The organism is Corynebacterium vitaeruminis DSM 20294, assembly GCF_000550805.1.
Classification (GTDB): Bacteria; Actinomycetota; Actinomycetes; order Mycobacteriales; family Mycobacteriaceae; genus Corynebacterium; species Corynebacterium vitaeruminis.
This window is the reverse complement of record NZ_CP004353.1, coordinates 336,651-356,705: the sequence shown is the minus strand read 5'-3', so window position 1 is coordinate 356,705 and position 20,055 is coordinate 336,651. Positions and strand designations below refer to the sequence as shown.

General features: G+C 66.6%; 17 protein-coding genes. 13 read left to right on the top strand and 4 right to left on the bottom strand.

Features of this window, described 5'->3' with window-relative positions:
- Positions 1-20 precede the first annotated feature (20 nt).
- Positions 21-782: a succinate dehydrogenase cytochrome b subunit gene (locus B843_RS01750; RefSeq protein ID WP_025251807.1), complete on the bottom strand. Its 762-nt coding sequence runs from the start codon at positions 780-782 to the stop codon at positions 21-23.
- Positions 783-1,364: 582 nt separating this feature from the next.
- Here B843_RS01750 and ramB point away from each other — a divergent pair.
- Positions 1,365-2,789: an acetate metabolism transcriptional regulator RamB gene (ramB, locus tag B843_RS01745; protein WP_025251806.1), complete on the top strand. Its 1,425-nt coding sequence runs from the start codon at positions 1,365-1,367 to the stop codon at positions 2,787-2,789.
- Positions 2,790-2,888: 99 nt separating this feature from the next.
- On the opposite strand, the gene B843_RS01740 is transcribed toward ramB, so the two are convergent.
- The 3 genes from B843_RS01740 to B843_RS13165 form a co-directional block, all read right to left on the bottom strand.
- Positions 2,889-3,071 (bottom strand): DUF6767 domain-containing protein, encoded by a 183-nt coding sequence (locus B843_RS01740; RefSeq protein ID WP_025251805.1) that lies wholly within the window; start codon positions 3,069-3,071, stop codon positions 2,889-2,891.
- A gap of 185 nt (positions 3,072-3,256) precedes the next feature.
- On the bottom strand, positions 3,257-4,672 hold the full coding sequence (gene lpdA, locus B843_RS01735; RefSeq protein WP_025251804.1) for a dihydrolipoyl dehydrogenase: 1,416 nt from the start codon (positions 4,670-4,672) through the stop codon (positions 3,257-3,259).
- Positions 4,673-4,819: 147 nt separating this feature from the next.
- Positions 4,820-5,686, bottom strand: a complete 867-nt coding sequence (locus tag B843_RS13165; protein WP_025251803.1) for an SRPBCC family protein — start codon at positions 5,684-5,686, stop codon at positions 4,820-4,822.
- A 560-nt stretch (positions 5,687-6,246) separates the two neighbouring features.
- Between B843_RS13165 and B843_RS01725 the strand changes: the two genes are divergently transcribed.
- From B843_RS01725 to B843_RS01670, 12 genes are all read left to right on the top strand, one after another.
- Positions 6,247-8,349 (top strand): prolyl oligopeptidase family serine peptidase, encoded by a 2,103-nt coding sequence (locus B843_RS01725; RefSeq protein ID WP_038595131.1) that lies wholly within the window; start codon positions 6,247-6,249, stop codon positions 8,347-8,349.
- 41 nt (positions 8,350-8,390) lie between these two features.
- On the top strand, positions 8,391-9,758 hold the full coding sequence (locus B843_RS01720; RefSeq protein ID WP_025251802.1) for a M1 family metallopeptidase: 1,368 nt from the start codon (positions 8,391-8,393) through the stop codon (positions 9,756-9,758).
- A 5-nt stretch (positions 9,759-9,763) separates the two neighbouring features.
- A complete protein-coding gene (locus B843_RS01715) occupies positions 9,764-10,984 on the top strand; it encodes a polysaccharide biosynthesis protein (protein ID WP_318532833.1) in 1,221 nt (406 codons plus the stop codon).
- 124 nt (positions 10,985-11,108) lie between these two features.
- Entirely contained in the window at positions 11,109-11,939 is an 831-nt protein-coding gene (locus B843_RS01710) for a hypothetical protein (protein ID WP_025251800.1), read from the top strand.
- Between the two features lie 52 nt (positions 11,940-11,991).
- Positions 11,992-12,990 (top strand): dTDP-glucose 4,6-dehydratase, encoded by a 999-nt coding sequence (gene rfbB / locus B843_RS01705; protein WP_404825227.1) that lies wholly within the window; start codon positions 11,992-11,994, stop codon positions 12,988-12,990.
- Between the two features lie 63 nt (positions 12,991-13,053).
- Positions 13,054-14,478: a dTDP-4-dehydrorhamnose reductase gene (gene rfbD, locus B843_RS01700; RefSeq protein ID WP_025251798.1), complete on the top strand. Its 1,425-nt coding sequence runs from the start codon at positions 13,054-13,056 to the stop codon at positions 14,476-14,478.
- Complete coding sequence (rfbA, locus tag B843_RS01695; protein ID WP_025251797.1) at positions 14,475-15,338, top strand: glucose-1-phosphate thymidylyltransferase RfbA; 864 nt, start codon at positions 14,475-14,477, stop codon at positions 15,336-15,338. Before rfbD ends, rfbA begins: the two co-directional genes overlap by 4 nt.
- Before the next feature lie 50 nt (positions 15,339-15,388).
- The gene (locus B843_RS01690; protein WP_025251796.1) at positions 15,389-16,228 is read left to right on the top strand and encodes a glycosyltransferase; all 840 of its coding nucleotides are present in this window, start codon (positions 15,389-15,391) and stop codon (positions 16,226-16,228) included.
- Between the two features lie 12 nt (positions 16,229-16,240).
- Positions 16,241-16,975 carry a glycosyltransferase family 2 protein gene (locus tag B843_RS01685; protein ID WP_025251795.1) on the top strand — a complete coding sequence of 245 codons (735 nt, stop codon included), beginning with the start codon at positions 16,241-16,243 and terminating at the stop codon, positions 16,973-16,975.
- Between the two features lie 18 nt (positions 16,976-16,993).
- Positions 16,994-17,344, top strand: a complete 351-nt coding sequence (locus B843_RS01680; RefSeq protein WP_025251794.1) for a DUF2304 domain-containing protein — start codon at positions 16,994-16,996, stop codon at positions 17,342-17,344.
- Positions 17,345-17,447: 103 nt separating this feature from the next.
- Complete coding sequence (locus B843_RS01675; RefSeq protein ID WP_025251793.1) at positions 17,448-18,131, top strand: DsbA family protein; 684 nt, start codon at positions 17,448-17,450, stop codon at positions 18,129-18,131.
- 272 nt (positions 18,132-18,403) lie between these two features.
- Positions 18,404-20,053, top strand: coding sequence for an AMP-binding protein (locus B843_RS01670; protein WP_025251792.1), 1,650 nt, complete (start codon positions 18,404-18,406; stop codon positions 20,051-20,053).
- Positions 20,054-20,055: the final 2 nt, after the last annotated feature.

Genomic DNA, 20,055 nt, shown 5'->3' with positions numbered 1-20,055 from the left:
CCTTTTCGTCCTATCGACTCTTAAGAAATCCAGCCCAGGGCAATGGAGAGAGGAATCGAAATGTTGCCGATCATGACGATGGCCGGGATCAGGTAGGCGCAGAAGAGCAGGACTGCACGCCAGCGCTTACCGGTAATGCCAAGGTCAGAGCAGGCCAGCCAGATACCGTGGGAAAGGTGCATGAACAGCACCAGCATGGCGATCACGTAGAAGATCGTGACCGGCCAACGGCTGAAGCCAGCGATCATGTTGTTGTAGATCTCGCCGTGGACGAACGAGCTCGATGCGGCAGGAGCGACGCCCATCGTCATATCCAGGATGTGGAAGAGGATGAAGGCCAGCAGGATGATACCGGTCACCAGCATGGTCGAGGTGGTGAACGAGTTCATGCCACCGATCAGGTTGGTGCGGCGGAACTTACCGCGGGACTGGTGAGAGCGGCCGGTCAGGACGAACGCACCGTAGATGTGCAGCGCGATGGCGATCAGCAGCACGATGCGGAAGATCCAGATGAACCAACCATGCGGAACCAGCGGGTAAAGGACGTCTTCCTTCAGCCAAGCGCCGTAGTGGTCGATAGGGGCGGTTCCGTCCTCGTAGAAAGGAAGGAAAACCTTCAGGTTACCCACCATGTGGACGACGACGAAGAGAGCGAAGATCAGGCCAGTGATGGCCATGGTCAGCTTCAGCGCCCAGGTTGGGTACTTGGGCCGCTCGCGTAGCGGCTTTTCAGTGATTTTGCCGTGAGCGATGGCGTCACGGTCGATGTTATTTGCAGTCATGGCACCTCCAGTGTCGGCTTTACTCTATTAGGTAAATTGCCCAGTAAACCACTTGGTACACACTCCAGTGATCCACCTCACACCCGTTCAAACAAGAAGGTCACAGGCAGTTTAGGTTAGCCTTAACTCGGTTTCGCCGTCCCGCGCGCGCGGGTCATAGCCCCCTACCGGCATATTTTCACCGAGCGTGAAGTGACAATCCCCTCCACCCGAATTAACGCAATATTTACCGTTTTTAATTATCATCCACCCTTTCGGGATCAATCGAAATGCGTAATTCAATGCAAGAGCCGGAAACGCGCCCGCAAATCACAGGAATTAACTCCAGTCACACTTCTCCGCGCCCATTAGCCCCCGTCCCGTCCGCCCCCTTTTTGCTTTCGCTTGTCGACGCCTACGGCGAGGAATCCGAGTCCGGTACCGAAGGCGTCGACAAGCGAGTACCCCCACCCCCACCGCACCTCCCCACAACGCCGCCCACCTCGGGCAATACGCAGGGCAACCGGGCAACTCTCCAACCTTGTTAAGAAGTTTTGCTAATTCCTCCACATTCGTGACTGGAATCACGTTAAGATCGTGCGCATGGGAAGAACGTACGTTGGATCACGCCTGCGACAACTGCGCCGCGAGCGCGACCTCAGCCAGGCGTCCTTGGCGGCCACGCTTGGGCTGTCCGCAAGCTATGTCAATCAGATCGAGCACGACGTGCGTCCGCTGACGCTCGCGGTGCTCAACAAGATCACCGAGACCTTCGGCGTCGACGCCACCTTCTTCTCCCGCGACGATGACTCCCGCCTGCTCGCAGAGATTCAGGACGTGGCGCTGGACAAGGAGCTGTGCCCCAGCCCGTTCGAGCTGCACGAGCTCAACGAGATGGTCCAGAACCACCCCGACATCGCCCGCGTCCTGGTAGACATGCACCGCCGCTACCGCAACGTCCGCGACAAGCTGTCCGTGGCCACCGATGTCCGCCACAGCGCGCCCAGCGCCACCGGCACGGTCGCCCAGGCCTTGTCCATGCCGCACGACGAGGTGCGCGACTTCTTCTACGCCCGCCAGAACTACCTCGACGAGATCGACCGCCGCGCCGAGGCCATCGCCGTCGAGATGGGCGTGAAGGTCTTCTCCGTCCGCGAGACCGAGCAGGCGCTCGCCGAGCGGCTCGAGTCCCGCCACGGGGTCACCGTCACCACCAGCGCGAACATCGGCAACCGGCTGCACTTCCTCGACCGCGCGTCCAAGACGCTCACGCTGTCCTCGCGGCTCATCGCCGGCCAGCGCGCCTTCCGCATGGCCGCCGAGCTCGGCTACCTCGAGGTCGGCCCGCTCATCGAGGAAGCCGTCGACGGCGGCCACTTCAACACCGAGGAGGCGCGCACGCTCGCGCTGCGCGGCGTGGCCAGCTACTTCGCCGCCGCCGTCATGCTCCCCTACGAGCTCTTCCACGCCGAGGCCGAGCGCAACGGCTACGACATCGAGTACCTCTGCCTCATGTTCGGCGTCGGCTACGAGACGCTATGTCACCGCCTGTCCACGCTGCAGCGCCCCAAGCTGCGCGGCATCCCGTTCACCTTCGTGCGCGTCGACCGCGCCGGCAACATGTCCAAGCGCCAGTCGGCCACCGGCTTCCACTTCACCCACTCCGGCGGCACGTGCCCGCTGTGGAACGTCTACGACACCTTCACCAACCCCGGCACCATCCAGCGCCAGCTCTCGCAGATGCCGGACGGGCGCAACTACCTCTGGGTCGCCCGCACGGTGCGCCACCACCAGGGGCGCTTCGGGGAGACCGGCAAGCTGTTCGCGATCGGGCTCGGTTGCGAGGCCCGCCACGCCGAGCGCACCGTCTACGCGGAGGGGCTCAACGTGGAGGACTTCTCCAACGCCACCCCCATCGGCCCGGGCTGCCGCGTGTGCTCGCGCGAGAACTGCGCCCAGCGCGCGTTTCCGTCGATCAACCGCACGATCACCATCGACGCCCACAGCTCCAGCGTCGCGCCGTACTAGGCCCGGCCAGGCCGCGTTTTTCGCGCTTGCCGACGCCTACGGCACCGGACCCACGTTTCTTGCCGAAGGCGTCGGAAAGCAGGAGCAAAGGGGGGCGCGCTACCCCGCGCTCTGAGCCTTCTCGGCCTTCTTCCGCGCGATCATCTCGGCGCGCAGCTCCGCTAGGTCCGGATCCTCGCGCACGAGCGCGACGAGCTGGCAATCCTGGGGGCCGTGGGCGCCGGGGACGCACAGGGAGCAGGGCTCCCCGAAGCGGATGGGACATTTCGCGTCGACGTGCATGACCTCATCCTAAACCCGGCGGTTAAACACGGCATAGTTCGAATTAATTTGCGTTGCAAAGGCCACACTTGCGGTGCGCTCGTCCCCGACTGCCCCTCCCCGACCGCCACGCACCCCGAAGACGCCGAAACCCGCGCCACGCCATGTTCGGCGCGCGCGGGTCGCGGTGCAAAAGCGGGGACGCTCTAGAGGTTGATCATGTGGCCCATGATGCCCTCGGCGGCTTCCTTCATCGCCTCGGACAGGGTCGGGTGGGTGTGGACGTTGCGCCCGATCTCCTCGCAGGTCAGGTCGAAGCGCTGAGCCAGCGTCAGCTCCGGCAGGAGCTCGGAGACGTTGGCGCCGACCATGTGGGCGCCAATGAGCTCGCCGAACTCGCCGTCGGCCACGATCTTGACGAAGCCAGCGGACTCGGCCAGGCCCTGCGCCTTGCCGTTCGCGGAGAACGGGAAGGTAGCGACCTTGATCTCGCGATCCGGGAACTTGGCCTTGGCCTGCTCCTCGGTGTAGCCGAAGGAGGCGACCTGCGGGTTGCAGAAGGTCGCGCGCGGCATGTTCATGTAGTCGCCCAGGATCTGGGTCTCGGCGCCGGCGATGACCTCGGCGGCCACGACGCCCTGCGCCTCGGCCACGTGGGCCAGCTGCAGCTTGGCGGTGACGTCGCCGATGGCGAAGATGTGCGGGACGTTGGTGCGCATCTCATCGTCGATGGCGATGGCGCCGCGCTCGGTGAGGGCAACGCCGGTGTTCTCCAAGCCGTAGCCCTCGGTGCGCGGGGCGAAGCCGATGGAGACCATGACGCGGTCGGCCTTGATGGTCTCGGACTTGGAGCCGTCCTTGGACTCGACGTCCACCTCGACGCCGGCGTCGCCGCCGAGGTCGCGGATGGCGGTGGTCTTGTGGCCGGTCAGGAGCTTCACGCCCAGCTTCTTGTACTGCTTGGCGATCTCCTTGGACACGTCGGCGTCCTCGTTCGGGAGCACGCGGTCCATGAACTCGACGATGGTGATGTCCACGCCGTAATTGGACAGCACGTAGGCGAACTCCATGCCGATGGCGCCCGCGCCCACGATGACCATGGACTTCGGAGCCTGGTTGTTGAGGATCTGCTCCTCGAAGGAGACGATGTTGCCGCCGATGGTCACGCCCGGCAGGGAGCGAACCACGGAGCCGGTGGCGATGATGCAGTTGTCGAAGGTGACGGTCTTGCCCGCGTCCTTGCCCTCGGAGATCTGCAGGGTGTTGGCGTCGGTGAAGGAGCCCAGACCATCGATCTCGGTGATCTTGTTCTTCTTCATCAGGTAGTGCACGCCCTTGACGATGCCCTCGGAAACCTTGCGGGAGCGAGCGTGGGCCACGCCGAAGTCGAAGGAGACCTCGCCGGTGATGCCGAAGGTCTTGGCCTCGTGGTTAAAGGTGTGGGCAACCTCGGCGTTCTTCAGCAGCGCCTTCGACGGGATGCAGCCGACGTTGAGGCAGACACCGCCCCAGTACTGCTTCTCGACGACGGCAACCTTCTTGCCAAGCTGGGCTGCACGGATGGCGGAGACGTAGCCGCCAGGGCCAGCTCCGAGTACTACTACGTCATAATGTTCAGTCACGCAACCAAGGATAGTTAAAGAGACACCCACTTGTCGCCTTTTGCCCCTATTCTCGGCAATTGGGGAAACCCGCAGCTCGCGGCGAGGGGTGAGGGTTGCGCTTCTCGCTTCTCGACGCCTGTCGGCGCCGAGCCTCCATCCCCTCCCCTAGAACCTCAGCCCGCCGTCGGCCTCGACCACGGCGACGAACTCGGGATCCCGGAATTCCCAGCCCTCCACGAGCTCCCCGAGCTGGCCCATGAGCTCGTCCTCGCCCAGGCCGCTGACCTTCTTCGCCACGGCGAACAGGGAGTGCTCCTCCCCCGGGTGCTGGGCGATCCAGCCCCACACGAGGTCGGCGGTGTTGACGAAGACTGTGGTGCGCTTGTCGGTCTTTTCCGAGTCGTCGAGAAGCGACATCGCGTGCCGCTCGGACTCGAAGGCACGGATGGAATCGAGGACCTCCGCCTTGGCGTCGAGAAGCGAGGCAAGAAGACCCGCGCCTGGCGCCTTCTCGTCGAGGAAGATGAGCTGCTTTCTCAGCTCCTCGTAGTGGCCCTGCAGCGCCGGGAAGTAGTCGTTGAAGTCGAGGGCGCGGGGATTACCGCCGGTCACGGCCGCGACGAAGCAGTCGAGGTAGTAATCCCAGCCCGGCCCGATTGAGTCGACCATTTCGGCGTCCTGCTTGGCGAGGTAGTGCACGAGGGTAACCACGGCATGACCCGCCTCGGTGCCTTCTTCGGCACCCGGCTCGATCTCGATGCCGAGGCGCCAGGCGTACTCCCCCAGCGCCTGGACCACGTAGCCCCGCGGCTTCTCGCAACTTAAAACGCGCATCGCCATCGTGGGCTGACCCTCTTCGGCGATCATGGTCACCGCGATCTCGCCGTGCGGATCCCCCGACCACGGCCCGTACCAGGTGGCCAGCTTCTCCGACTCCGTGAGCGCGGACCATGCCTCGTCGACGGTGAGCGGGACGGTGCGGGAGAAGGTGAGCTCGCAGTTGTTGCGAATGGCGCCGGTTGCGGTGGGCATGGGGACCTCTTTCTCGGGGTGTCGGCGGGTTTTGGGGTAAGGGTTTCCCGCGTCGAGCGTTCCCCCTGAGCTTAGGGCGGGCCGGGGTTTCGCGCGAACCTGCCCCTGCCAGGGGCGGGACACGGCAGGAACGGGCGCGGGCGCTGCGACACGAACGTACGCGACCTCGCCGAAAAGCCGAAGAAGCCGAAGTGCCGAAGAGCCGGAACACAAAACGCGCCTCCCAAGGCCCCAAGGCGGGGCACTTCGGGAGACGCGTCGGCGTCGGCGCGGAGCCGACCTTATGAAGTTAGAAGACGCCGAGTGCGGAGGACAGGAGGGCGATTCCGGAGGAGCCAGCGTGGATGCCAGCGCCGAGGGCGGTGTTGACGGCGAGAACGATCTGCTCGAAAATCTGATCCATTTTCAAATCCTTTTCTTACAAGTTTGCGAGTGTCTGATCTAAGACCTAAGTGAGGACTCTACTTGAGTTAAGCGCCGAATTCCTCCCGCTCGTTACATTTGTTTCCCGGACGGGCGCGGCAAATGACGCCCCGGGCCCCCAGCTGCGGGGCAGTAGGATGGGAAAAGTGAGTACGCCAGACGAGTTCCTGCTTGACATCGACGATCCCCGGGCGCTCGACTGGGCGGCGGCCTGGTCGAGCGAGACCGCCCGTTTCCGCGACGAGGCCCTGCGCGAACGCATCGAGGCCGGGCTCAACACCGATGCCCGCATCGCGTATGTCACCCGCCGCGGCGAGTACCTCTACAACTTCTGGCGCGACGAGGCCAACCCGCGCGGCCTGTGGCGGCGCACCACCCTCGACAACTACCGGCTCATCCAGTCCGGATCCCTCGCGGCCGCCGGGTGGCAGGTGCTCGTCGACGTCGACGCGCTCGCCCGCGAGGACGGCGAGAACTGGGTGTGGAAGGGCGCGCACGTGCGCCCCCACCACTTCGACCGGGCGCTCGTGAGACTCTCCCGCGGCGGCGCCGACGCGGTCGTCATCAAGGAGTTCGACCTCGAGCGCGGCGAGTTCGTGGCCGCCTTCCCCTTCGCCGTCGAGGAGGCGAAGACACAGGTCAGCTGGGTCGACCGCGACACGATCCTCGTGTGCACCGACTTCGGCGGCGGGAGCCTGACCACCTCCGGCTACCCGGCGCGCGCCCACCTGTGGCACCGCGGCGAGGACCTTCACGCATCCGCCGAGTTCTTCTCGGGCAACTCCGACGACCTGGTCATCTCCGCGTGGGCGCAGACCGACCCCGGCTACGAGCGCCTCTTCGCCAGGCGCACCCTCGACTTCTACCGCTCGCACACCTTCGTGCTCACCGACAACGGCCTGCAGATCCTCGAGCTTCCCGAGGACGCGCAGATCGTGGTGCACAAAAACTGGATGTTCCTCATCCCGCGCACCCCGTGGGCAGGCATCGCCGCGGGTGGGCTGGGGGTCATCGACTTCGACGCCTTCCTTGGCGGCGCGCGGGAGTTCACCGCGGTGTTCACGCCCAGCGCGACGACGAGCCTGCAGGACCTCTCCACCACCGCCGGGCACCTGGTGATCACGATCCTCGACAACGTGGCCTCCACGATCGTCACGGTCCCGCTCGACGACCTCGGCGGTAAGCACAGGCCGCTGCCGCTTCCGGAGCTCACCACCTGCCGCGTCGTCGCCGCCGACGACGACAGTGAGGAGCTGTGGCTGGGGGCAAGCTCGTTCACGCAGCCGGACACGCTCTACCGGCTCGAGCTCGGCGAGGAGCCCGGTTCGGACGCGGAGCCTTCCGAAGTCATGGCCACGGCCCCCGCGCTCTTCGACGCCACCGGTCTTAGCACCCGCCAGCACTGGGCCACCTCCGCCGACGGCACCAAGATCCCCTACTTCATCACCGGCCGCTTCGGAGGATCCAAGGAGGACGGCTACGCGGGCGAGCCCCGTCCGACCCTGGTCAACGCCTACGGCGGCTTCGAGGTCTCCCTCGTCCCCAGCTACTCCTTCGTCCGCGGCGTCTGGCTCGAGCGCGGCTTCTTCCACGTCCAGGCCAACCTGCGCGGCGGCGGCGAGTTCGGACCGGCCTGGCACGAGTCGGTGATCCTCGACAACCGCATGCGGATCTACGAGGACCACCAGGCGGTGCTTCGCGACCTCGTCGCCCGCGGCTACACCACCCCGCGTCAGCTGGCCGTGCGCGGGGGCTCGAACGGCGGCCTGCTCACCTCCGTGGCGCTGACCCGCTACCCCGAGCTCATCGGCGCGGCCGTCATCCAGGTCCCACTCACGGACATGCTCCGCTACCACACGTGGTCGGCCGGCGCGTCCTGGATGGCCGAGTACGGGGACCCCGAGGGGGCAGAGCGCGAGGCGCTGCTCGAGTATTCCCCGCTGCACAACATCGCGCTCAACCCGCAGGTCGTCGCCACGTCGCCCACGTCGCTTGTCGACGGCGTACCGCCGGCGCCCAGATCCGAAAGCTATCCCCCGGCGCTGGTGACCACCTCCACCCGCGACGACCGCGTCCACCCCGCCCACGCGCGCCTGTTCGCGCTCGCCCTCAAGCGCGCAGGCCAGCCGGTGGACTACTTCGAGAACTCCGAGGGCGGCCACGCGGGCGCGGCCGACAACGCCCAGACCGCCGCGATGGAGGCGCTCGTCTACGGGTGGCTCTTCGCCCACCTCGCCTAGCCAGCCGCGCGCCACAGCCCATGAAGTAAATTGAGAAAGCGATGATTAGAAGCAGGCTCCGCAAAACCCCCGTCCCAGGAACGCGCGACTCCTACACCGGGATCGACTTCAACCTGGGCTACCACATTCGGCACTACCGCCTCGAGCTCGACTACAAGGTGGCCCCCAACCACCTCAGGGCCGTGGCGACGCTGAGCCTGGACAACTACCAGGAGCTCAAGCAGCTCACGCTCGACCTAGCCTCGCACCTGCGCGTCACCGAGGTCTCCGCCCGCGGGATCGGCGCCGTCGAGGTCACCGTCGCGCGGTTTAGGCACGCCAACGCCAAGCTGCGCATCACCTTCGACGACCCGATCCCGGTGGACCAGGAGTTCGAGCTCACCATCCGCTACTCCGGCAACCCCCGCCCAGTGCGCTCCACATGGGGCACCATCGGCTGGGAGGAGCTGTCCAACGGCTCGCTCGTGGCCAGCCAGCCCTGCGGGGCGCACAGCTGGTTCCCCTGCGACGACACCCCGGACGAGAAGGCCACCTACGAGTTCCTCATCACCGCGGACAGCCCCTACACCGTCGTGGCCAACGGCGCCCTGGACTCCAAGTCCGTAAAGGGTTCGCGCACCACCTGGCGCTACCACACCAACCACCCCATGGCCTCCTACCTGGCCACGGTGCAGGTGGGTCAGTACAAGCTGATCGAGCTCGACGGCTCCAAGACCCCCATCCACGCCTACGTCCCGCCCGCGGTCATCCCCGGCTTCCGCAACGACTTCGCCGACCAGGGCGCCATGCTCGAGCTCTACTCGAAGCTCTACGGCCCCTACCCGTTCGCCTCCTACACCGTGGTCGTCACCGAGGACGAGCTGGAGATCCCGCTCGAGGCCCAGGGGCTTTCCATCTTCGGCGCCAACCACGCCAAGGGCGACAAGGACTGGGAGCGGCTCATCGCCCACGAGCTCTCCCACCAGTGGTTCGGCAACAGCCTGGGCCTTGCGCAGTGGGACGACATCTGGCTCAACGAGGGTTTCGCCTGCTACTCCGAGTGGCTGTGGTTCGAGCACTCGACGGGCAAGACCGCCGCCGAGTCCGCCCGCGAGCACTACGACGTGCTCGCCTCCAAGCCGCAAGACCTGCTGCTCGCCGCCCCCGGCGCCAAGGACATGTTCGACGACCGCGTCTACAAGCGCGGCGCGCTCACCGTCCACGCCCTGCGCGTGCTGCTCGGCGACGAGGCGTTCTTCGCCATGGTCCGCAGCTACGTCGCAGCCGGAAGGCACTCGGTCGTCGAGCCCATCGACCTGCTCCGGGAGGCGCGCCGGGCGGCCGAGGCGGCGGGCGTAGCCGTCGACAAGCTCGATGCGCTCTGGGACGCCTGGCTGAAAAAGACCGCCTTGCCGGAGTTCCCGCAGTGAAATACATGACCCTGGCCACGCTCATCGCGGGCGTCTCCGGCTTCGTGGTCATCATCGTGGCCGCGCGCGCCTTCGGCGCCGACCAAGCGATGGCCGAGGAATTCACCGCCTACTGGGGCCTGTTCTTCGCGGGCACCGGAATCCTCACCGGGCTCACGCAGGAGACCACCCGCGCCGTCGCCGCGCACGCGAGCGTCTCCGAGCCCCCGCGCCAGCACCGCTTCCCCGACAATGCCGCGCGCCCGTTCCGCATGAGCTTCGTCATCGGGCTCATCACGCTCGTGGTCTTCGCGCTGGCGGGGCCGGTGTGGGCGCCGCGGGTGATCACCGAGCACCAACTCTCCGGCATCGTCCTGCTCGCGGTGGGTCTGGGCAGCTACGCCATCCAGGCGGTCATCGCAGGCCTGCTGTCGGGCAACCAGCTCTGGCGGGAGTACGCGGGCATGATCAGCCTCGACTCGGCCTCGCGCATGGTGCTGTCCGTGATCGCCTGGCTGCTCGGCTGGAAGCTGCTCGCCTTCATCGTGGTCACGGTCATGGGCGCGGTGAGCTGGATGGTCATCGTCGCGCTCTCACCCGCGCTGCGAAAGGTGCTGTTCTCGCTCGCCGACGTCCCGGCGCGCCAGTTTTTAAGCCGCGCCGTCACCGCGATGGCCGCCTCGGGCGCGACCGCTATCCTCATCACGGGTTTCCCCACGATCGTGCACCTCACGCACCCGGATACCTCGGCGGAGCTGGTCACCGCGGCCTCGGTCATCTATGCCGTGACCCTCACCCGCGCGCCGATCCTCGTGCCGCTGCAGCAGTTCCAGTCCGCGCTCATCGTCCGCTTCGTCGAGCGCCGCACGGTGCGCTCGCTGCTCGGGCCGCTGGGCATCGTGTGGGGCGTGGGCATCGTCGGCGCGGGCCTTGCCGCGCTGCTCGGGCCGTGGCTCATGCCCGCTATCCTGGGTCCTGACTACCAGGCCCCCGGCTGGCTGCTGGGTCTTCTGACGCTCGGCGCGGCCTGCACCGCCTCGCTCATGGTCACCGGCGCTGCCACCGTGGCTATGGAGGCCCACGGGCTCTACCTGCTGGGCTGGGTCGTGGCCACCCTCGCCGCCATCGTGGCGCTGGCCTGCCCCCTACCGCTGTCGGTGTCCTCGTGGCTGGCGCTCACCGTCGGCCCCGCCCTGGGGCTCGTCGTGCACGGGGTGGGCATTCAGCTGGGCAGGGCCAAGGCGTAGCCCCCTTCTCCGAGCGGTTCGTACAAACCGCCGCATGTGACAGTGGCTGCCAATAAGGTTTAATGGATTATCGACGCGCGTTCTCTTTTGGAGTCTCGCCCTCCCGCCCCTTAAAGGAGCCACGATGTCCTTTTCCACTCATAATCACCAGCCGTCCCCGATCCCCTCGGCGCCTGGCTACACGGCACCCACCGCCCCGACCCGCACGAAGAAGGGGCTCGCGGCCGCCGGCATCGCCTGCGCGCTCATCGGCCTAGCCCTGTCCGTGATTAAGGGGCTGCTCTCCTTTGGCTGGGCCTTTCTCGCTCTGGGTCTCCTCCTCGGGATCCTCGCCGTGGTCTTGAAGGGGCAGGCGAGGCGGCTTGGCGCAGTATCCATCGTGATCGCCGTCATCGGCTTCCTCGTGGCGGGGGCGTTCTTCGCGCGAATCGCGAAGGAGGAGGGAATGTGGGCGGCGCTCGATGCCACGAACGTCATGACCTTCAGCCCCAAGGACGCGCGCACCGCGCTGGGCAAGACCAACCCCGGCGAGGCCTTCGACAACCCGCTTCCCGCCGGGTCGACGGTGAGCTCCGAGTATTGGGACGCGAAGATCAACGCGGTCAATCTCGACGCCACCGACCAGCTCATGAGTTACAACCCAGGGAGCACCCCGCCCTACGAGGGCGAGGTGCATGTCGCCCTCAACATCACGGTGACGTATAAGAAGGCCGTTCCGGAGCCGTTCACCCCCTTCGTCTGGTACGACTACTTCACCACCGGAGGGGAAGCCATGAACTATCCGGGGTACATCGTCGCCGTTCCAGAGGGATTCGATTCCCTCGTCCCGTGGGAGGTCGGAGATACCCGCACGGGCAACATCGCGCTCCCCGCGCCCGCCGAGCGCACCGGCGAGGGCACTGTGGGATTTCAGTTCAGCCCCGACCCGGACTACGTATACGTTCGCCTGCAGTAGGCCGGGCCTCTTCCGCTCCTCCCCGTGCCCCGTATAGTGGGCATACATGAGGATGCTTGTCACCGGCGGCGCCGGATTCATTGGGTCGAACTTCGTGCGCAGGACCGTTAAGACCCGGCCCGAGTACGAGATCACGGTGCTGGACAAGCTCACCTACGCGGGCAACCGCGCCAACCTCGCGGGCCTTGACGTGCCGCTCGTGGTGGGAGATATCGCCGATGCCGCGCTGGTCGACGGGCTCGTGGCCGAGGCGGACATCGTCGTCCACTTCGCCGCCGAGTCGCACAACGACAACTCGCTCGAGGACCCGTGGCCGTTCATGCACACCAACCTGATCGGCACCTACACCCTGCTGGAGGCGGTGCGCCGCCACGGGACCCGCTTCCACCACGTCTCCACCGACGAGGTCTTCGGCGACCTAGCGCTCGACGATCCCGCCCGCTTCAACGAGCACACCGCCTACAACCCCTCCTCGCCGTATTCGGCGACCAAGGCGGGCAGCGACCACCTCGTGCGCGCGTGGATCCGCTCCTTCGGGATCGAGGCCACGAGCTCCAACTGCTCGAACAACTACGGCCCCTACCAGCACATCGAGAAGTTCATCCCCCGCCAGATCACCAACATCCTCTCCGGCCTGCCCGCGAAGCTCTACGGCACGGGCGAGCAGGTGCGCGACTGGATCCACGTCGACGACCACAACGATGCCATCCACCTCATCCTTGACAGGGGGAAAACGGGCGAGACCTACATCATCGGCGCCGACAACGACCACGTGAACAACAAGCAGGTCATCGAGCTCATCTGCGAGCTCATGGGGCTGGGCAAGGACGCCTACGAGCACGTCGCCGACCGCCCCGGCCACGACATGCGCTACGCGATGGACTCCACCAAGCTGCGCACGGAGCTGGGCTGGCGCCCCCGGTTCACGGACAACGACACAGGCATGCGCCGGGGCTTGGAAGAGACCATAGCTTGGTACCGTGAGAACGAATCCTGGTGGCGCCCGCAGAAGGAGCAGGTCGAGGCCGACTACGCCCGCAAGGGGCACTAGCCCCGGGGTCAAAATGCCCGCACACCCTAGCCAGCCGAGAAGACAAGGTGACAAACTAGCCCCATGGAGTTTTCGCAGCCACTCGCCGTGCGCGAGTCCCCGATCGACGGTCTGAAGGTGTTCACCCTGCCCGTGCACGGGGACAGCCGCGGCTGGTTCAAGGAGAATTGGCAGCGCGACAAGCAGGTCGCGCTGGGCCTCGACGACTTCGGACCGGTGCAAAACAACATCTCCTTCAACGCCGAGGCTGGCGTCACCCGCGGCCTGCACGCCGAGCCGTGGGACAAGTACGTCTCCGTGGCCACCGGTTCCGTCTTCGGCGCGTGGTGCGACCTGCGGGCGGGCTCGCCCACCTTCGGCGCCGTGTTCACCTGCACGATCACGCCCGACGTGGCGGTCTACGTCCCGCGCGGGGTGGCCAACGGCTTCCAGGCGCTCGAGCCAACCGCCTACACCTACCTGGTCAACGACCACTGGTCCCCCACCGCCCACTACTCCTGCGTCAACCTCGCCGACCCCGCGCTCGGCATCGGCTGGCCCATCCCGCTCGATCAGGCCGAGCTCTCCGAGAAGGACCTCCACCACCCGATGCTGGATGCCGTCCAGCCGGTCCCGCCGAGGAAGGTCCTCATCACCGGCGCGGGCGGGCAGCTCGGCCGTGCGCTGGCCGCCCACTTCCCCGACGCGGAGCTGGCCACGCACCGGGACTTCGACCTCACCCGCGACATCACCAACGCCCGCAACTGGCACGACTACCACACCATCATCAACGCGGCCGCCTACACGCTCGTCGACCAGGCCGAGGGCGACCGGGCAACGGCCTGGGCGGTCAACGCCGTAGGCGTCGGAAAGCTGGCACGAGTAGCGGCGGCGAACCGCATCACCTTAGTGCACGTCTCCACCGACTACGTCTTCGACGGCACCGCCACCATGCACACCGAGGACGAGCGCCCGAGCCCGCTCAACGTCTACGGGCAGTCGAAGGCCGCGGGCGACATCGCCGCCGCGAGCGTCCCGCGCCACTACATCGTCCGCACCAGCTGGGTGGTCGGCGACGGCGGCAACTTCGTGCGCACCATGGCGGGCCTTGCCGCGGGCGGGGGCAGCCCCACCGTGGTCAACGACCAGTACGGCAGGCCCACCTTCGCCGACGACCTCGCCGCGGGCATCGCCCACCTGCTGTCCACCAAGGCACGGTTTGGCACCTACAACCTCTCCAACGAGGGCGAGGTCATAAGCTTCGCGCAGCTCGCGCGAGAAACCTTCGCCCTGCTCGGCCACGACCCGGCGCGGGTGAAGCAGACCACCACGGAGGACTTCTTCGCCACCCGCCGCCACGCCGCCCCGCGCCCGACTAACTCCACGTTTACCCTGGACAAGCTGCGCGCCACCGGCTTCATCCCGCGCAACTGGCGCGACGCGCTGGCCGACTACCTCGACACCTACGCCGCCGCCTACCGCGCACCCGGCCGAGGGGGCCAGCAGTGAAAGGCATCATCCTCGCCGGCGGGTCGGGCACGCGCCTGTACCCGATCACCAAGGGCATCTCGAAGCAGCTCATGCCCATCTACGACAAGCCGATGATCTACTACCCGCTCACCACGCTCATCCAGGCGGGCATCCGCGACATCCTGGTCATCACCACGCCCGAGGATCAGGCGGCGTTTCGGCGTTTGCTTGCCGACGGCTCGCAGTGGGGTATCTCCATCTCCTACGCGACCCAGCCCAGCCCGGACGGGCTCGCCCAGGCGTTCATCATCGGCGAGGAGTTCATCGGCGGCGACGACGTGGCCCTCGTCCTAGGCGACAACATCTTCGACGGCCAGGCGCTCGGCCAGTCCCTGCGCTCGTGCCGCCCGCCGCACGGCGGCACGGTGTTCGCCTACGAGGTCGCCGACCCCGAGCGATACGGCGTGGTCGAGTTCGACGAGGCGGGCACCGCCTTGTCCATCGAGGAAAAGCCTGAGCACCCGAAGTCGAAGTTCGCCGTGGTAGGGCTGTACTTCTACACCAACGACGTGGTGGAGATCGCCAAGTCGATCGCCCCGTCCGCGCGCGGCGAGCTGGAGATCACGGCCGTCAACGAGCGCTACCTCAGCGAGGGCCGGCTGACCGTGGAGAGACTGGCCTCCGGCGACGTGTGGCTCGACACCGGCACGGTCGACTCCATGAGCGAGGCCGCGGCCTACATCGAGGTGCTACAGAAGCGCACCGGAACGATCATCGGCTCGCCCGAGGTGGCGGCCTGGCGCCAGGGCTACATCGGCGACGCTCAGCTCGAGGCACTTGCGGCGGAGCTGGAGAAGTCCGGCTACGGCTCCTACCTGCGCCGGGCGCTGGGGCGATGAGGCTTTAGCCGTCGACAAGCAAAAACAAGAAAGAACGAAGGACACCCCGCATGACCGACCACCCGCTCACGCTGAGCGCGCTGATCACCGTCTACCATCGCATCGATCCGGCGGAGCTCCAGGCGGCGCTTGATTCGCTCGTGGAGCAGACGCGGGTGCCCGACGACCTCCTCATCGTCATCGACGGCCCCATCCCCGGCTCCCTCCGGGACACCATCGACGGCTTCGCCGCCGCCCACGAGGTCGCCCGCGTGCTCGCGCTGCCGAACAACCTCGGCGCGGGCCCCGCCTCTCAGGCGGGCGTGGAGGCGATTAACACCGACGTCATCGCCCGCCTCGACGCCGACGACATCGCCTGCCCCACGCGCTTCGAGGAGCAGCTCGCAGCCATCGAGCGTGGCTTCGACGTGGTGGGCTCGGCGATGCAGGAGTTCGACGCGGATCCCGACGCCCCCACCGGCGTGCGGCGCCTGCCGGAGGATCACGAGGCGATCGTGCGGTATGCGAAGATCAATTCCCCGGTCAACAACCCCTCCGTCATGATCCGTCGCTCGGCGCTCGTCGCGGCCGGCGGCTACCGCGACGTGCACTTCATGGAGGACTACGACCTCTACGCCCGGCTCATCGCGGCGGGCGCGCGCTTCATCAACCTCCCGGAGCCCCTGACCAAGTTCCGAGTCACGGCCTCCCAGTTCGGCCGCCGCAGCGGCAGGGAAATGCTGGCCGCGGAGTGGCAGATGCAGAAGAACTTGGTAGCCTATGGGCTTGTTGGTTACCCGAGGGCGGTGGCGAATTTCCTGCTCCGCAACGCCTACCGCGTGCTGCCCTTATCGGTAATGAAACGCATGTACTCCCTGTTGTTCCACAAAAACCCCGCGCAGGCCGGGTAGAATACGCCCATCATGTCAATCCAGGAACCCTCCTCGCAGCCTTCTCCCTCCGGCGCGAAGGACTTTAGCGATACGTGGCTCATCGTCCCGTGCTACAACGAGGGCACCGTCATCAAGGACGTGCTCTCGCACGCGCGCGCAACGTTCCCCAACATCGTCGCGGTCAACGACGGCTCGGCCGACGACTCGGCGCGCCAGATCCACTTGGGCGGCGCCCACCTGGTCAACCACCCGGTCAACCTGGGGCAGGGCGCGGCGATCCAGACCGGCATCGAGTACGCCCGCAAGCAGCCCGGCGCGCAGTACTTCTGCACCTTCGACGCCGACGGCCAGCACCAGGTCAAGGACGTGGTCCGCATGATCGAGCGCCTGCGCAGCGAGCCGCTCGACATCATCGTGGGCACCCGCTTCGGCCGACCGCGCGCGGCGGACGACCAGGTCCCGCTCATCAAGCGCATCGTGCTCAAGACCGTGGTTATGCTCTCGCCGACCACCCGCAAGCTGGGGCTTTCCGACGCCCACAACGGCCTGCGCGTGTTTAACGCAAAGGTCGCGAACGAGATGAACATCCGCATGAACGGCATGAGCCACGCCTCGGAGATCGTCTCCATGATCGCCGACCGCGGCTGGCGCGTGGCGGAGGAGCCCGTGGACATCCTCTACACCGAGTACTCGATGAGCAAGGGGCAGTCGCTCATCAACGGCATCAACATCCTGGCGGACGGCCTTCTGGCCAAGCGCATCTAGGACAGGCAAGGAACCACAATGGAAAAGATTCTCATCCAGTCCCTCCTGCTGCTGGCGACGCTCGCGCTGGTTTTGTACTTCGTTGCCAACCGCCGCAAGGCCCGGGCCAAGGCGGGGGTAAAGATCGGCTTCGTCCTCTTCGTCGTCGTCTGCGTGCTCTCGGTCGTCTTCCCCCAGGAGCTGACGGTCGCCGCGAACTTCCTCGGCGTGGACCGAGGCTCCGACCTGCTGCTATACGGCCTGGTCATGGCGTTCATGTTCACCACCGTGAGCTCCTACATCCGGTTCCGCGAACAGGAGCTGCGCTACGCCCGGCTCGCCCGCGCGGTGGCGCTGCAGAGCCCCGTTCGACCTGAAGATGATTTTTAATTAATCTCTGAGAGGACCCCTCGCCACCCTGATCGATGGTCGCCTAGGAGTCCGGATCCCCATAAGCCAGCCCAACCGCGCTGCCAGTGCCCCCACGCCCGCCGTGTGGGCACTTCTTGCGTTCCTGCTCGTCGTCGCCGCCACCGGCGGGTTCATGGTGCGCCGCGCCACGGCCCCCTTGGGCGGCAGCCAGGCCGCGCAGGGCTCATCGGTGGGCGAGGTCTCCCGCCGCAACCCGGCCGATCCCTTCGCCGTCGGCGCGGTCGACGCGCCGGTGGTCATCTCCGAGTTCTCCGACTTCGAGTGCCCCTTCTGCTTCCGCTTCGCCAACGACACCCGCCCGGAGATCGTCTCCCGCTACGTGGACACCGGCCTGGTTCGCATCGAGTGGAACGACTTCCCCGTCAACGGCGAAAACGCCGAGGCGGCGGCGAAGGCCGGCCGCGCCGCCGCTGCTCAGGGCAAGTTCGAGGAGTTCGCCCAGGCGTACTACAAGGCCTCGGCCCCGATCAGCGGGCACCCGCACTTCGTCCAGTCCGACTTCGAGCGCTTCGCCCAGGAGGCGGGCGTGCCCGACATGGAGAAGTTCCGCCGCCAGTCCACGGACGGCACCTTCGACGACGCGATCGAGAAGGCCAAGGCCTTCGGCACGTCGATCGGCGTGAGCGGCACGCCCGGGTTCCTGGTCGGAAACCAGTTCATCTCGGGCGCCCAGCCCACGGAGGTCTTCCACCGCGCGATCGACGCGCAGCTGCAGAAGGCCGCGGCCACGGAGGAGGGCGCCTAGGAAGGCCCCACCGATAAATCCCGCTTCCCCCTTTGTTTCGATTTTCAATAAAAGGGTAGGCGTCGACAAGCGAAAAACGCACTGACCTCGCCTTTTATCGCTTCACGCGGCCGCAAGGAGAATACCGTGTTGTAACGGCAACGCCCGCACTAGCAATATGGGAGGAATAAGCAAGTTCGTGGACGCACGACACGCGCCTTTCCTAGCTGGGCTAAAGATCCCGCCCGGCGGGGCCGTAACGGCGCGCACGCATCACCGAGGAGCCCGTTATCGTGCGATTGAACCCCGCATCCCGCGCCTTTAGGACCACCGCCGCGTCGCTTCTAAAGCTCGCCCCGGTCTTCGTTTCCTCCGGGCTGGTCAGCTCCGAGGGAAGCCTCAAGGCAGCGCTGCGCACGCCGGAGATCCTAGCCCGCTACCGGTTTACCACCGCCCGCGAGCTCGAGCAGGCCTACAACGCCTGCCCGCAGCGCACCGCGCTCATCGACGACGACGGCGAGCTCACCTACGCGCAGCTGCGCAACAACTCCCGCACCCTGGCGAAGTACCTGGTGAGCCTGGGGCTCGACGAGATTCACCTGGGCATCATGGCCCGCAACGGCCGCGGCATCATCGAGCCGCTGGCCGCGAAGGGCTACGCGGGCGCCAGCGTCTACCTGCTCAACATCGGCTCCTCCGCCGAGCAGCTGCTCGGCTGCATCACCCGCGACGGCATCAACGTCCTCGTGGTCGACGAGGAGTTCGTGGGGCGGGTCCCTCAGGACCTCAAGGGCCTGAAGGTCATCGTCGGCCACCGCGAGAAGGAGCCCCACCCGCGCACGGCGGAGTTCATCACCGTCGACGACGTCCTCAACCAGTGGGCACACACCCCCGAGGCCCGCGCCGCCAAGCTGCCGCTTCTGCCCAAGCACGGCCCCGTCGTGCTCATGAGCTCCGGCACCACGGGCACGCCCAAGGGCGTCGTCCGCCCGGAGCCGGTCATCCCCGGCGTGGTCGCGAGCCTTCTGGGGCACGTGCCGTGGCACGCGAACATGCGGCTGCAGCTGACCGCCTCCATCTTCCACACGTGGGGCTGGGGCTGCCTCAACATCGCGCTCGCCGGGCGCAGCACGATCGTCACCCGCCGCATCTTCGACCCGGAGCAGGTGATCAAGGACATCGAGACCTACAAGCTCGAGGGCATGTTCTCCTCCCCGATCTTCTTGAAGCACCTGATCGACGTCGGGGGCGATACCTCGAGCCTGAAGTTCATCCTCTCCTCCGGGCACTCGCTCTCGCCGTGGCTGGTCGAGGCCATGCAGGAGCGCTTCGGGCCGATCCTGGCCAATCTCTACGGCTCCACCGAGATCTCCGCCGCGGCGATCGCGGGGCCGGAGGACCTCGCCGAGGATCCCACCGTCTCCGGCCACATCTGCAACGGCACCGACCTGGTCATCATCGGCGACGACGGCCACCCCGCCCCCCGCGGCGAGGTCGGGCGCATCTTCTGCGCAAACTCGACCACGCTGTCCGGCTATACCGACCCCTCCATTCCCATGCCCACCTACGGCCACATGGTGATGATCGGCGACCGCGGCTACCTGGACGAGAGGAACCGCCTGCACGTCATGGGCCGCGCGGACGACATGATCATCGTCGGCGGCGAGAACGTCTTCCCGGGTTCGGTGGAGGACGTGCTCGAGTCGATGCCGGGCATCGCGGACATGTTCGCCACCGGCGTCGAGGACGACGACGACTTCGAGCGCATCGCGGTGTGGATCGTCCGCAGCGACGACGACGCGGGCAAGAAGCTTACCGCGAAGGACATCCAGGACTGGGTCTTGGACAAGATCGCCGCCCACTCGGTCCCCCGCGACGTCCACTTCGTCGATTCCCTGCCCCGCAACGCCACCGGCAAGGTCGTCCGCGCCACGCTGCTCTAGCA